Annotated in this window: 15 protein-coding genes; 4 read left to right on the forward strand and 11 right to left on the reverse strand. The window is 56.2% G+C overall.

Features of this window, described 5'->3' with window-relative positions:
* Positions 1–158 precede the first annotated feature (158 nt).
* Positions 159–410 (forward strand): hypothetical protein, encoded by a 252-nt coding sequence (locus VNZ60_RS21545; RefSeq protein WP_325662833.1) that lies wholly within the window; start codon positions 159–161, stop codon positions 408–410.
* Between the two features lie 71 nt (positions 411–481).
* Here VNZ60_RS21545 and VNZ60_RS21550 read toward each other — a convergent pair whose 3' ends face one another.
* The 10 genes from VNZ60_RS21550 to VNZ60_RS21595 all read right to left on the reverse strand — a co-directional run bounded on the left by VNZ60_RS21550 (position 482) and on the right by VNZ60_RS21595 (position 10,210).
* Positions 482–760: a zf-HC2 domain-containing protein gene (locus VNZ60_RS21550; protein WP_325662835.1), complete on the reverse strand. Its 279-nt coding sequence runs from the start codon at positions 758–760 to the stop codon at positions 482–484.
* Positions 757–1,347 (reverse strand): RNA polymerase sigma factor, encoded by a 591-nt coding sequence (locus VNZ60_RS21555; protein WP_325662837.1) that lies wholly within the window; start codon positions 1,345–1,347, stop codon positions 757–759. Before VNZ60_RS21555 ends, VNZ60_RS21550 begins: the two co-directional genes overlap by 4 nt.
* A gap of 240 nt (positions 1,348–1,587) precedes the next feature.
* A complete protein-coding gene (locus VNZ60_RS21560) occupies positions 1,588–2,184 on the reverse strand; it encodes a MotA/TolQ/ExbB proton channel family protein (protein ID WP_325662839.1) in 597 nt (198 codons plus the stop codon).
* 71 nt (positions 2,185–2,255) lie between these two features.
* The gene (locus VNZ60_RS21565) at positions 2,256–4,760 is read right to left on the reverse strand and encodes a TonB-dependent receptor (RefSeq protein ID WP_325662841.1); all 2,505 of its coding nucleotides are present in this window, start codon (positions 4,758–4,760) and stop codon (positions 2,256–2,258) included.
* An 81-nt stretch (positions 4,761–4,841) separates the two neighbouring features.
* Positions 4,842–5,555 carry a TonB family protein gene (locus VNZ60_RS21570; protein ID WP_325662843.1) on the reverse strand — a complete coding sequence of 238 codons (714 nt, stop codon included), beginning with the start codon at positions 5,553–5,555 and terminating at the stop codon, positions 4,842–4,844.
* Between the two features lie 3 nt (positions 5,556–5,558).
* Positions 5,559–5,972: an ExbD/TolR family protein gene (locus VNZ60_RS21575; RefSeq protein WP_325662845.1), complete on the reverse strand. Its 414-nt coding sequence runs from the start codon at positions 5,970–5,972 to the stop codon at positions 5,559–5,561.
* Positions 5,973–5,998: 26 nt separating this feature from the next.
* Positions 5,999–7,273 (reverse strand): NCS2 family permease, encoded by a 1,275-nt coding sequence (locus tag VNZ60_RS21580; protein WP_325663029.1) that lies wholly within the window; start codon positions 7,271–7,273, stop codon positions 5,999–6,001.
* Positions 7,274–7,384: 111 nt separating this feature from the next.
* Complete coding sequence (locus tag VNZ60_RS21585; RefSeq protein ID WP_325662847.1) at positions 7,385–8,041, reverse strand: hypothetical protein; 657 nt, start codon at positions 8,039–8,041, stop codon at positions 7,385–7,387.
* A gap of 91 nt (positions 8,042–8,132) precedes the next feature.
* Positions 8,133–9,086, reverse strand: a complete 954-nt coding sequence (locus VNZ60_RS21590; RefSeq protein WP_325662849.1) for a carbohydrate kinase family protein — start codon at positions 9,084–9,086, stop codon at positions 8,133–8,135.
* The gene (locus VNZ60_RS21595; RefSeq protein WP_325662851.1) at positions 9,083–10,210 is read right to left on the reverse strand and encodes a nucleoside hydrolase; all 1,128 of its coding nucleotides are present in this window, start codon (positions 10,208–10,210) and stop codon (positions 9,083–9,085) included. Before VNZ60_RS21595 ends, VNZ60_RS21590 begins: the two co-directional genes overlap by 4 nt.
* Positions 10,211–10,462: 252 nt before the next feature.
* Between VNZ60_RS21595 and VNZ60_RS21600 the strand changes: the two genes are divergently transcribed.
* The 3 genes from VNZ60_RS21600 (at position 10,463) to VNZ60_RS21610 (ending at position 13,084) form a co-directional block, all read left to right on the forward strand.
* Positions 10,463–10,693, forward strand: coding sequence for a hypothetical protein (locus VNZ60_RS21600; protein WP_325662853.1), 231 nt, complete (start codon positions 10,463–10,465; stop codon positions 10,691–10,693).
* A gap of 83 nt (positions 10,694–10,776) precedes the next feature.
* Complete coding sequence (locus VNZ60_RS21605) at positions 10,777–11,526, forward strand: GntR family transcriptional regulator (protein WP_325662855.1); 750 nt, start codon at positions 10,777–10,779, stop codon at positions 11,524–11,526.
* Between the two features lie 166 nt (positions 11,527–11,692).
* Entirely contained in the window at positions 11,693–13,084 is a 1,392-nt protein-coding gene (locus VNZ60_RS21610) for a metallophosphoesterase family protein (protein WP_325662857.1), read from the forward strand.
* Between the two features lie 126 nt (positions 13,085–13,210).
* Here VNZ60_RS21610 and VNZ60_RS21615 read toward each other — a convergent pair whose 3' ends face one another.
* Positions 13,211–14,035 carry a hypothetical protein gene (locus VNZ60_RS21615; protein WP_325662859.1) on the reverse strand — a complete coding sequence of 275 codons (825 nt, stop codon included), beginning with the start codon at positions 14,033–14,035 and terminating at the stop codon, positions 13,211–13,213.
* Positions 14,036–14,350 lie beyond the last annotated feature (315 nt).

The raw sequence follows: 14,350 nt of genomic DNA on the forward strand, positions 1-14,350 counted from the left end.
TCCCGCAATATAGATTCGGCAGAATTAAGGTTGCGGGAAGAAAAAAGAGTGACCATTTACCGTGCGAGGTTGTTGGAAAGCCGGAAAGCTCTGCGAAGTCCTGGAGTGAGAGCCAGGTTGGCTTGGCAACCGCGACATAACGTAACCAGAGGATAATCATGCACGCAAATCACACCAATGTTTTTTTCGCGACGCGGTCGGGCGACATTTTGAAGGTATCCAAGCCCGGCGCCGGCGCAATTGAAATTCCGATCAACGACTGCGCAATTCACACCAGATTGAGCGGCGTCCATCTGCACGGCGGACCGTATTTCCAGATCGGGCCGCTGACCTGCGACGAACTGACGATGCTGCGTCATTTAGGCGTCAGGGAACCCAATCTGGAGTTGATCGACATTGTTCGTCACTGAAAAAAAAGCCCCGTGCATCGCGTTGTTTTGCACGGGGCTTATTGATGAAATGCGTTTTCGCATCGAGAGCATTACCCCGGAAGCCCCGGAATAGCGGCGCCTGCCGCCTGGTCGATCCGCTGCCAAAGACGTTCAAGGCCCCGTGCCGCGTCAGGCTCCAGGACCCGGCCATTGCTCATTTCCGCGAACAGCGCACTCTGAAATTGGTATTCTGTCCGGCAATCTGCGCACTCTCGCAAATGCACTTCGACCATGCTGCGCTCCGCAACGGATGCGCGCCCATTGATTACCCAAGGCAATAGCTCCAACACTTTCTCGTGACAAGCATTGACATCGGTCGAATCGCTCAATATTTCTTCTCCAAAAGACCTCCCAGTTTTGGCAAGGTGCTGCGCAGCGTGACGCGGGCGCGAAACATCCTTGCTTTTATTGTGCTGACGGGACACTCCATAATCTCGGCGATCTCTTCCTGCGAGTACCCCATCCAGTACGCCAGCTCCAACGTCAGCCGCTGATCGATCGGCAACAGGACCAGCCCTTTGGCGACCCAGTCGAACACCTCATGGTCGTCGAAAGGAGAAGTGACCGACAAATCGCCGCCTGGCGCTGTTTTTTCCCACAAAGCCTGCCCCGTTCTACGCAACGACTTGAGCGCAGTGCGGTAAGCGATTCCCATGATCCAGGTCGACACCAGCGCCTCCCCGCGAAATTCACAGGCTTTTTGCCAGACGATCAGGAATGTGTCGTTAATCGCCTCCTCAATCGCCTCTTCGCAATACGTCACTCGCCCGAGGAACCGACTTAACCTGCGGTGATACTTCAGGTACAGGGACGATAAGGATTGCCGGTCCCCAGCAGCGATGCGAAGCAGCGAACCAAGGTCGTCATTATCTGCTGGCTGTGGCTGGCGCGTCAAATTATTAGAGATTAGTGTCATGGCCATCGAATGTAATTAGACTGGATTAATGGCAGGTGGTCGAAGTGAAAGTCTGGCGCCGGAATAGACATCAGCTTTGTCGCTCTTACCGTATTTGATTTTCTTTTGATTTTGGTAAAAACGCCGCACCGGATTGCGCACAACAAGCGACGTCCCCGGTGCGGACTGTCGACGGCATCGATACGCAAAACCGGGGCGGAAAATCGCCAGCCTGCACCTGGCGACAATGAACGCCAGATTTCAGTGCGACGGATCGGTAATTCTCAGTAACAGCTCTTTCAGTTGATCGTTCAAGCGGTCCGAGCATTCGCGCAGGAAATTATAAAAAAGCAATCCGAACAGCGCTATCGATATCCCTAAGGCAGTCGCATAGAGCGCCGTACCGATCCCCTTGGATACGCCGGATGGATCCGAAATGCCGGATGAAGCCAGCACCGCAAACGTATCGATGATCCCGAGGATAGTGCCGACCAGCCCCAGCAACGGCGCCGCAGTCACAATCGTATCCAATATCCATAAGCGGGCGATTACACGCGATCTGCTGGACAGATAAATGGCTTCCGAAAGATCTTCCAGGCGAGCCGGGCCAAGCTTCGCCTCGCGCGACTGCATTGCTTCACGCAGCAGCTGCGCGGGAGTTGATTTGCGCTCCAGAAACGCGGCCGGGACCCGCGTTGCATCGTTGTCCGAGGCGGCCATAAGACGCAGGATGGCGCTGGCGTCGCGTCTGCCGGTCATGTAAAAAATTTGCCGTTCAATGATGACAAATACGGCCAGCGCAGCGGCGCCGTACATCGCGTAAAACGTCAGACTATGGAATAGTTCAATGTAGTTCATATGGGTACCTGGTCAAGATGATATGCCGCATGGGGCGCGGCATCCGGTTGAAACAAGATTTCATTACTGGATTAGAAATCCGTGCTCAAAGCTATTTGCAAAGTGCGCGGCGCACCGGCATAAAACGATGGCGAGGTCGGATTACCGGTTGCGGATAGATTTCCAGCGACAGTGCCTTGCGCTGTCACTACCGGATTCACGTTGCTTGTAAACGACGAGCCGCTGTTACCGGTCATGCTCAGATATTGCCTGCTGAACAGATTGGATACGGTCAGGCGAATCGTCGGCGTCTTCATGAAAGCAGTTGGTGCAAAGCGATAACCGGCGCCGATATCGAATAAGGTATAGCCGCCGACCTGATCGTCATTGACCAGCGAGGTATAGCGGGCGCCGACATAGCGCCCCTGGATCGACGAATAAAACGATCCGTAGCTGTACTGCAGGGACAGCGACGCCAGCCATTTCGGCGTATCCGGCATTTGTTTTCCCGAGGTCGGCAACGCGGCCGAACCGCCGTTGGTGGTTTTGGCGAAGACCTTGTCTTCCAGCATGGTCGACTCCGTGCGCGTCAGCGAACTGTATACGTTCCAGTTGCTGTTCACCTTGTAACCTGCTTCCAGTTCAAGCCCGACGGTTCTGGATTTTCCGACGTTGAACTGGGTGCTCAGATTGGTGCTGGGATCGTATTGGCTGGAAAGACGATCTTTAAAATCGACATAGAAGGCGGAACCGGAGAACGTCAGTTGCTCCCCGGCGAAGCGGTAGCCTAGATCGAAGTTGTTGGATTTTTCAGGTTTGACGTTGACCGCCAGGATGTTGACCGGAATCAGATTGCCCGCTGCATCTTTGGCTACCATGACGCCGTTGACGATCGAGGTTGAATAATTCTTGCCGGTCAATTGAGCCAATCCCGTGTTCGCACTATTTTCAGGAGCGCGGGCGTTCTGGCCGGCGTTAAAAAACGCCGATTGCTTATCCGTGAACTGATAGCGCAGGCCGAGGTTGGCCAGGTTATCCGAGAAATCCTGATGCTCGCTGTAGTTCACGCCATTGGCATTGACGCCCGAACCGCTGGCATAGTTGTTAAAGTCACGCGCTACGGTCTGACGCTTCAAGCCTAGCAATACATTTAATTTATCGTTGAGCAGGCCGAAGCTATCCTGCAGGAACAAGGTATGTGCATCGACCTTGGTGTTCCAGTTTCTTGAGGCGTTATATGGCGTGCCGTCCTGATATTGCAAATAGGCAGAGCTGTTCCTGAGCCAGTAGTCGGCGGAATTGCCACTATTGTCAATTGCGACCACCGGGCTGTATTGCTTGGAAGTGCCTCGGTCAAACCAGATACCGCCACTCACATTGTGGATGCCGAGCTGGTAGTTGGCCTTGGCGGTAATGCCCCTGCGCTCGGTCTGGCTGACGTTGCTGCCATACATGGCAACCGTGTCGCGGGTGTCGCCGTCGCCATTGGCGTCGCGGATACCTCCATGCAGTGCGGTGCTTGCCTTGGACTCTGTCACGGTAGTCAACTGGTTGCCGCCAGTGCCGTAACCGTAAATGTAGTAAGGATTCACATCGATGCTCGCCTTGGGAGAAATCTGCCAGTGATTCTGCAGTGCTATCTGGTAATTCTCGAACGGGTTGTTGTTGAAACCGGCGTACTGCGCACCGGATGCGCCGAAGATGCCGGCATTCGGCGCATAGGTCGTATCGTTTTGGGTGGTTCCGGCCACCGCAGGCTGATGTACCGGCGCACGGGTGCCGAACTCGAGGTCGTAACCGCCGTTGGCAATATCGTTTTTGCTGACGGTGCGATAGTTCGCGTTGTTCATTTTATTGTAGAGGCCGGTAAGCTTCGAAAAGCTGCCGCCATCGAAATTAAACACTGCCTTGGCGTCAAGATGCTCGCGGTCGGCCTTGCCGTCGCCCTTGAATTTATCGGCGCCGGCTTGCGACAGTGAAACAAAGAATTTGGCGCGATCGTTCATGAAGCGTCCTGAATCGAAGCGAACAAACTCTTTGTGATAACTATTGCTGCCCACAGCGAATACGGCCTTGCCGCCAAGCTTGTCTTTCGGATCGCAGGTCGAAATGCCGATATTTCCGCCGCTGGCGCCAACATGCGGCGCGTCGATGTCGGTACTGCCTTGGGTCAGGAAAACTTCGCAGGTGTTTTCCGGATCGGCAAATTCCTGGATATTGATCGTATAGTTGAGCGAATCGTTCAACGGCACACCATCCAGCGTCAGGCCCATCTGGTTACTGTTGAATCCGCGTACCCGCAATGTGCCGCCGAACAAGCCGGTGCCATCCTGGTCGAACGTAGAAACGCCCGGCAGCGCTTCGATCATCTGGAATGCGGTCGAGCTCGGTGTCTTTTTTTCAATCCCCGCCGCTGTCACCGAACTACGCGCTTTCGGCGATTCTTCTTGCTGTATCAAACCGGTGCTGGTGCCGCCGGGAAGGCCCTGCACATTGATTTGTCCCAGATCGGTGGTGTCGGCTGCCTGCGCAGCCGGCATGTTGCTCAAGAAAAGGCCAGACACGATCAGCGCCAGCCGGTTGATTTTGAATTGCATTTAACTTCCCCTTGATTGCGTTCGATGAATTGCTTTGATATTTCGGTCATGCATTGCATTTGCGCACTTGAATTTGCATCGTCAATTAGCCGGCCTGAACTGCAAGTCCACGCTAAAACGATGCGTTTCCTGATCTGCCATGAACTGTTCCGGAAAACCGGGGAACGTCGCTCTGCTGACAGTCTTGCGTGCTGCTTCATCGAGTAATGCCGAGTTCGATGATTGTTCAATGCCGCTATCCGCCAGAGATCCGTCGCGGCGTAGCACGAACCAGATCTTCACCGTCCCTTCGGGCCGCAGCTGGCTCGCCTCGCGACCGCTGGGATAGCGTTTTATCGAATTCAGGTAGCTTCGGATCCGTGCGATGTATTCGCCGTCGAGGTTCGGCTTGGCGGCAGCAACCGGCGCCGGTTCAGACGGTTTTGAGGGTGAGACCGTCTCGGCGGGAGCCGCTGGAGCTTGCAGCACTGGCGCTGGCGTAAGTGTCGCAGCCGGGCTCGCTGGCGCTGGCGGCTGCAGGGTATGCGCTAGTTCCGGCGGGGCTTGCTTTAGCGGCTGTGGCGGCAGGGGTGGCTGCGGCCGTTGCGGCGCCGCCGCCTCCTGTTTCGTTTCCGTTCTGGGCGATACCGGTGCTGGCGCCGGTGCCGGCATCTCGACCAGTTCCAGCTTGACCGGCTCGTCGTAGTTCGGTTTAAGCGGACGCACTGTGCTGATCATCCCGAATAGCAGAAAGACCAGCAGCGAAGCCGAGGGCAAGGCTGCGATCACATTCCGGTTAACATAAAACATGGACATGGCTTACTTCCGTTTTGTCACAAATGAGATCGCTTCAAAACCCTTGCCCTTGAGGGTATCCATCAGATCTATGACATGTTGAAACTCAACCTTTTGATCAGCATTGACCAGCAGCACCAGCTTCTTTTTAGGTTCTTTCGCCTCCATCAATTTCAGGCGTGAAACCAGGTTTTCGGCAGTAACCGCCTGCCCTTCCAGCTGCATTTCGGCGGACGCTGTCAGGGTGATGCGGGCCAGATTCTGGGTCTGCAGATCCTTGGCGGTCGACGACGACGGCAACGCTGTCTTCACGCCCAAGGCTGGGATCACGTTCAAACTCAACAGCACGAAGAACACCAGCAGGAACATCATGACGTCGATCATCGGGATGATCTCGATGCGGGCCTTGCGGTTTTCCGGCTCTTCCCATTTACGCATAGCGGCAACTCTCTTTATTTATCTGATTAATTGATTGAATTTCGTAAAACCAGGTACAGCACGAACACAGCGTCCAGCGCCAGCACGGCCGCCGTCACCTTTTGCGGCCGCCGCAGCGCGGCGGCAATCAGCGTGTACGCAAAGCAGCCAAACGCCATGCCCACCATCAGGTCGGTGGTGAGAACTGTGACCAGCGTCATCAATAGCGGCGGCAGGCTGGCTTCGAGATGCGACAAGTCGATCTCGCGCAATCCTTCCATCATCAGCAATCCGACCAGCACCAGCACCGGGGCCGTGGCTTGCACCGGAACAATCGTGATCAACGGTGCTAAAAATATGCTCAGTGCAAACAGAGCCGCTACCGTTACTCCCGTCAATCCCGTGCGCCCGCCCGCCTCGACGCCGGCGACCGATTCGACATAGGCGGTAACAGTGGAGGTGCCGACCGCCGCGCCGACCACGCTAGCCAGCGCATCCGCTGCAAACGCTGCCCGCGCGTCCGGCAGATTGCCGGATGCGGTCAACAGGTTGGCGCGCCTGCTTACCCCAAACAGGGTTGCGGTGCCGGCAAAAAATTCCGACAGCAGGAAATACAGCGTGACCGGCAACAGCAAATAGAATTTCGATAGAAATTCATGGAAATCGAAAGCGCCAATCAAGTCCGTCTTGAAAGCGGGCATGGCCACCATATGCTCCGGCCACACCGTGAGAACCTTGCCGTCGGCGCCGTGTATGAAAGAGCCGGCTACCGTGATGGCGATAATCGACAACAACAGCGCGCCCGGAATCCGCCGTCCAACCAGCATCGGCGTTGCCACGATGCCACCCAACGCCAGCAAGGCAGCATGGTCGCCGAGATTCCCGAGCCCTGCGATAGAACCGGGAACCGCCACCACCAAGCCTGCGCTTTTCAGTCCCAGATACGCGACAAATGCGCCGATGGAACATTGCATGCCAAGTTTGATCGGCTCTGGAAATGCTGCGATGATGCGTTCGCGCCAGCGCGTTAGCGATAACACCAGGAAGATGATGGCGTTCAAAAACACCATGGTCAGCCCGGTCTGCCACGACACGCCCATCTGCGCCACCAGTATCTGAGCGAATACGATGTTGGTGCCCATGCCGGGCGCCAGCGCAATCGGCAGATTCGCCCACAGAGCCATGATCAGGGTGCCGACCACCGCCGAGACGACGGTGGCCAGCAGCAAACCCTGCTTATCCATGCCTGTCGCGGATAAGATCATCGGATTGACGACGACGATATAACTCATCGCGGCAAAGGTCGTCATACCGGCGACCATTTCACGGCCGGCGGTCGTACCGCGACTATGCAGATGAAAAAATCGATCAAGGAGCCGGTGAATTTTCAAAGGTTTCTCGCTCAGGTGAGGATTGATGGCTTATAGGTCTGCTTATAGGTCAAAGACTTGCCGGCAGATCGCCGCGCATTTTTCAAGATCGAACTGATCGTCGGTACGCACGCCAGATTCCATGTCGATCCAGTACGCGACGCGCGGCGCTAACGGGAAGGCGTCCAGCAGCGCTGCTATGTTGGTGGGGGAAAAGCCGCCCGAATACCCGCATAGCGGATGGTCGGCATCCAGCAGCGGCCACATTTTTGGCTGAACGCCGGTGCCGAAAGACATGTCGTACAGCCAATCCACGCGCGTATCCGAGGGGAAATCGCCCTGGCACTGCAGCGCCGCGCGCATGCCGTAGCGTGCGGCGTAGGTATGGCTGTTGCGTATTTCGATATCGCTGCTGCCGAGGAAGCCATGGTTGATCTGAATCCGCGAAAAACCCGCCAGATCGAGTTCCGGCGATTGCCCCGCCACGATCGCGCGCGCAGCCTGGCCGCATACGTGCGCCGACAGGCGCAGACCGGAACAGCGGATTGCCTGCCGCACAGCGGCAACCGGAAATCGTGGCTGACCTTCGCGCGCGTCATCAAACAAGACTCCCCATTCGACCGGATAACGTGCGGCGAGCGCTTGCATGCCAGGTATCAGGTCGACGCGATCCACTCCTGTGAAAGTAATGAAAGCTGGAGATTTTTTTGTAAACGTCATGAAAATTCCGTTAGTTGGTTAGGTTGAGTAGTTAGTTGAATAATTGAGTTGAATAATTGAGTTGAATAAGGCAGTAGGAGAGCGGGCCGTATCAATAATCGATCGATTGATCAGGGGCAGCCAGCAAGGCTGACACCGCCTCGCTATCGGGAAAGCCGGAGCGCGCCCCGATTGCCGTCACCGAGATGGATGCGGCGGCGCAGGCAAAGCGCGTTGCCTGCATCAGCGAGCGGCCTTCCAGCAGCGCCGCGATAAACGCGCCGTTGAAGCAATCGCCGGCGCCGGTGGTATCGACAACTTGCGCCCGAAAAGCGGATTGCTCGACCGTCTGCTTGCGACTGACCGCTATGGCGCCTGCGGCCCCGCGCGTCACCACGACCAGCTCCGGGCCGCGCTCAAGCAGTGCGCGAACGTTGGCGGCTGTGAGGGGATTTTTTAATATATCGCAGAAGCTCCGCTCGTTCATGAACACCAGATCGGACAAGGCTAGCAGTGCGTCGAGACGAGCTGGCCCATGCACCATCGCTGTTTCAATGTCGATCGAAACCGCCGTGCCTGTGCCATGCGCCCATTTGCTTAGTTCAAAAAATTCTTCGAGATCGTAGGGCATCGCATGCACCACACGGCTATCGACCAGGGCTTGCGATATGGTTTTCGGATCCAGTACCGGGCCCGGCATGGGTTCATACACCACCGCCTTTTCGCCGCATTTATCCAACATGATCAGTGCATTGGCTGAAGCTGTTCCGGGCATGCTGCGCAGATATGCTGTCGATACGCCGACGCGTTGAAATTCGGACCGCAAAAACTCGCCGGCCGCATCATCGCCTGTGCGGCCGTAGCTTGCCGCTGGTATGCACAAGCGGCTGGCTGCGCACGCAACATTGGCGACGGTGCCGCCGGCAAACGAATCGAGCCGTCGTCCCAGGCATTTCTGATCAGCTCTTGGCACTGCGTCGACCGCGATGACCGTATCCAGGTTGGGGTCGCCAAATGCCAGCAATCCAAAGCGGCGCGCTTCGTTGTTTCTCAAGATATCGATCATTGCGCTTGCGCTCTTTCTCTATTCACGGTTTGGGAACGAGTAAGAAGGTCGACCGTCAATTGTTCGAAACGCGGCACATCGATTTCTTGAATCACCAGCACCGGCCGTTCGCCGAGTTGCGGACCTTTGCCCAACGCCCAGCTCAGCGTGTTGCCATACCCGGCAGTAAAACTGGTATCGACGTCGACCAGCATGGTCGAGCTTCTTTTCACGATGCTGGGGTCGATCCACACCATCGCCGCCAATTCATCCCACATTGGAAGCGGCTGTCCATACTGTCTGATATAGCTTGCGAAGGGGGTCTTTCCGTTCGCAATCCGAGCCAATAACTCGGGCCGGAAAAATGTTGCCGTGGTCGGATCAACGGGAATCTGCAACACCTGTTTCCACGGTTCATGCAGCACTATCGAGGCCGCTTCGGGATCCCAGCGCAGATTGAATTCAAGCCGGGTGTTATGCCGATATTCGTCAGCGAATGCGTTAGCGGCAGGCAGCGGGCGGAAACTCCCGCCCATGAAAACGAGTTCCTTGGCGAGCGATGAAAATGAGGAATCAAGGCGAGCCGCCACGGCCAGGTCGGTTAGCGGACCGGCTGCCCAAATCGTCACCTGCCCCGGGAATTCATGCACCTTGCGAATCATGAATGCGACACCGGATTCTGCCGCCGGCTTTATCGTAGCCATTCCTTCAGGCAGTGCGGGAATCACATAAGGATCGGCGTGACGTTTTTTGTCGGTCGGCTCCGACCATGCTCCCTTATATGACAATTCCCCGTACATGCGCTCCCAGCGCTGCGTTTTTTCGGCACTGTTCAGCAACGGAAACACCGTCCCGGCATACACCGGCACCTCGCTACGGCCCGCAATCTCCAATAAACGCAATGTGTGCTGGATGTTTTCGTCGCGCCAGCCATCGCCGCTGCCGACCACGATGCCTAGCACGTCGACGTCTGGCGCCTGCAACAGCATCAATATCGATTGCATATTAGTGCCGCCAGGCCCGTACGCATCCTGGCTGATAATCAGCTTGCGCCTGCCGGTATCGGCGTTCGCAGGCAACGCCAATATCACCATCGCAAGCGACGCCATCAGCCAGAGCAATGCCCGATCCAAAGTTGTTTTCATTTCCGCACTTTCATATATTGACCATCGATGCCAGCAAAGGCCGACTTTCGACACACGGCATCAATCAGCAATATTTATGCCAACGTGGTACGAACCACTTTTTTATATAAATAGCAAATAGTCCAGCATGGCGATATATATAAACGTCATAGGCACAAACAAATCTTACAAGACAAATGTGACAATATCATGACTGGTACGAACCATTGATGACGATTTTTTTACCTGACAAAAAATATTCGTGCATGTGCGATGCATGGCCGCACCATTGCCGTGCAGTGTTATCAAAATAGGGAAAGGAGGAGTTTTCGTTATCGGGTGTTGCTTGATGCACCACCACAGCCAGCTCATGGCTTGCAAGCCATGAGCTGGCTCACATCAGGAAATCTCTGCGGCGAAGCGCTATTTGCAGCGCTCCGGCACAGTTGGCGCGACTACGCGCTTGATGATATATTTTTGAGCAACATGAATATTGCAATCTGAATCGAGGGTGAGCAGATGTCCGGCAGCTTAAAGGAGATTTCGATTGTTGACAATTGGTACGTACCAACTTACCATGAGGCGATATGATGAAAATTGACGATACAACAGCACTAACCGTGCCGCGCTACAAATGGCTTGCCAATATTATTGGCACTACGATCAGCCAGGGCCTGCTCGCTGACAACCAGGCCTTACCTTCCGAGCGCGAACTGGCGGAGCGCTATGAGGTCAGTCGCGACACCGTCCGCAAAGCGGTACGCTATATGGAGGAGCGCGGCATCATATACAGCGGACACGGCCGTGGCACTTTTGTGGCGCCGGCCATCGTGCGTGGTACCACGCGTTTTATTGACAGCTTTTCGCAAGATGCAAATAGCCGGGGCAGCGTCGCCGGCCAGCGCGTTCTGAGCGTAGAGCAGGTTGCGGCATCGATGGCGGTTGCAGGCCTGCTGAACGTGAGGCCGGGCGATCCCTTGATCCGTGTACATCGGATCCGCCTGATGGACAATGTTCCGGTTGGTTTGCACGACGCCTATTTCGTATTGCCGCCGGGAGCAAAAATGACAATCTCCCAGATCGAGCGAGCCGGCTCCTTATACAAGCTACTAACTGAAAAATTCGGCTTTACCCCAGCCGAAGCGGTCGAAAACCTCAGTGCTGGCGCCGCCGAGCAGGAAGATGCGCGTTTATTGGGCATCCAAAAAGGCGATCCTTTGCTTATCTGCGAAAGAGTCACCCTGTCGGATCGTCGCGAGCCTATTGAATATTGCTTAATGAAGTATTTATCGAGCTATCGCTATAAAACGCGCATCGCAAAACGCAGCGGCGATTGATTTTTCACTCACTCATGTTTCGATCAAAAGATGGGGGCTCCGCTTTGTCCCTTGCGTATAAAACATTCCTGACAGCCTCCTTTTACATCCAAACATGTATCCTATGCCGCACGGTAAATTGACAACGGCCGCACGTTCCATCAGACAGTGCGGGTGGCTGGCGGCGATGATCTTGCTGGGAAGCCTGAGCGCTTGCACCAGCATGACCCCGGAGCCGATGATTGCCGACGCGCAGGTCGATGCCGCCTGGGTCATAATCGGCGCCGGCAATCAGGCGATCGCCCGCGCAAACACTAAGTCAGCAGACTGTCCGCTCATCAACATCGACGACAAGCTTACACGCATGACCCTGCGTGCTGCGGCTGGAACTATCCCGTTGCGGCCGACTGCCAGTAATGCAGCCGACTCCAAGCCATCTACCTTCTCGACCAACACCTGTGAAGCCTTGCTGCCGCCAGACGCAAGGCATGTGGCTATCGGCTCCCGTGTATTACCGGCGCCCAAGGCTAATCCGCAACGCATCGTGATATTGGGTGATACCGGTTGCCGCATGAAAAAAACCGACAATCTCTATCAAGGATGCTCAGATCCCGTCGCCTGGCCGTTTCCAACGATCGCAGCAGCCGCCGCCCGCCTGAAGCCGGATCTGGTGTTGCATGTCGGCGATTATCACTATCGCGAAACCCGATGCGCTGCCGGAATTGAGGGCTGCCAGGACAGCCCCTGGGGTTACGGATCGGATACCTGGGATGCCGACTTGCTGCAGCCGGGTGCGCCGTTGCTGGCTGCCGCCCCCTGGATCGCAGTACGCGGCAACCACGAGGAATGCGCAAGAGCCGGTCAAGGATGGTTCCGCTATCTCGACCCCAATCCGTATGAGAAGAAGCGTAGTTGCGACGAACAAGCCAATGACGATGAAGCCAATTACACGGAACCGTACGCCGTAAGTCTCGGCATCGATACGCAATTGATCGTATTCGATTCCGCCAAATCCGGCCAAACCGCCTTGCCTCCTGTCGATCCGCAATATATCAAGTATCGCGCGCAGTTCGAATCGGTTGGCCGCTTCGCCGCCAAGCCAGGAGTGATGAGCATTTTCACCAGTCACCATCCCGTCCTCGGCTTTGTGCAATACAAGGGATCTGCCCCCAGCGGATTTGGGGCGGCATTCCAATCCGTACTGAAATCGCTGTATCCAGGCAGGTATTTTCCACCTGAGGTGCAGATCGCCATTCACGGACATGTGCATGGTTTCCAGGCGATCAATTTCTCCTCTGCGCATCCGGCCACCTTTGTGGCCGGCAACGGCGGCGACCATGCTGACCCCAGCTTTCCCGACCCGTTCCCGGCCAATGCCAGCCCGGCCGTCGGCGTCACGGTCGAAAGCATTATCCACAGCCGGAAATACGGTTTTATGGTGATGGAGAGAGAGGGTTCGAGCTGGGTGTACCAAGCCTATGACCGTGACAGCGTGCTGATGGCGCGCTGTTCAATGGCTGCCAGCGTGGCCGCCAGCGCCAAGATTCACTGCGAAAAGACGGCGGCCCTGGCCCCGTAACAGAACAACGCCCTTGCCCGGTTGCACTTAACAAACGCAGCTAACTGGGGTCAGAGTCAAGTTCCGCGATGAAGCGCTGCGAAAGTTGACTCCGACCCCAGATGACTCTTTCAGTGATATTTCTGCCTAACTTGCCAGCCGGGTACCACTCGACAACGCAAAAAAATCCTCTTTTGCACTATCCAGCGGCGTACCCGGGCCTTCTTCATGAAAGCCGTTGCACCACGCGAAATAGGCCAGTTTCAAGTGCGGCAACAGCGCGGCGCCGGGATTGCGCGCCAACGCTACCGCAGCGAGTATCGCTTTGGCCGGAATGGTCGCGCGGTATGCACCGGCTGCCAATGGCTCAGCAATTTCGGTGCGTTCATGCGGCGGCAGCATGCGTTGCGCGAGTTCGGTAGTTTCGCCGATATTGCGCGGCACCAGCATATCGAGCGGAGCGACTGCGATCAGATAGTTGGCGGTCCGTAGCGCTTGCTTTTCAGCCTCGCTTCGAATACTGGATGAGTTCGGCCTGGCGTCCCGGACAGGCGTCTCAAGTAGGGCTTTCAGAGCTGCCGCACCGGTGACGCTGCCTGCCAGCACACGCGCCAGGTGAAAAGCATCCCCGCTAGCGGCTAACGGCTTGCGCGCCATGATCAGACTATGGAGAGCCTCCAGCGCCGCGGCACAATTGCTGCCGAAAAGCAGATTCAACTTGCGTACGACAAGCTCCAGATGCAGGCCCGATGCGAGACCGTCGGCGACGCCTGCGCTGGACAATTTATCGAGCCGCGCATGCAACAGATCGGCCATCTCGCGCACGCTGCCAAGGCGTGCAATGGCGTCGCCCGGGTTGAACAGCCCAGCGATCGTTGCCTCGATGTCTGTTACGGGCAGGATTGCCGCGATCGGGGCAGTCGTTGCCGTGCCGGCGGAGGAACGGTAGCACGATGGGAAATGCAAGGACATAGCAAGCGCCATAAGAAGTTGAGAGTATGGCTGGCAGCTTGACAGTTGCACCTAGCCGCTCGTCCTGCCGCAGCGAAACTTCGGACCGGTTTCCGAAGTGGTGCGTCGCGCCACCCGGCGCTTCGTCATTGACGACGATTTTAAATGATGCCGTCACCGTGCAACAGCCGGAGTGAAGGCCGCTTCGGATGCACGCCTCTAACTTCGCTGTTACGGACTACTCCGCAACTCCAAATCCCCTAACCTGTGCAAGGTATCACGCAGCCGTGCGACGCCGTGGCGGCACGCATCACCGCAATTTATTCAAATTCTAGC

The sequence above is a fragment of the Collimonas sp. genome (assembly GCF_035566375.1).
Lineage (GTDB): Bacteria > Pseudomonadota > Gammaproteobacteria > Burkholderiales > Burkholderiaceae_D > Collimonas.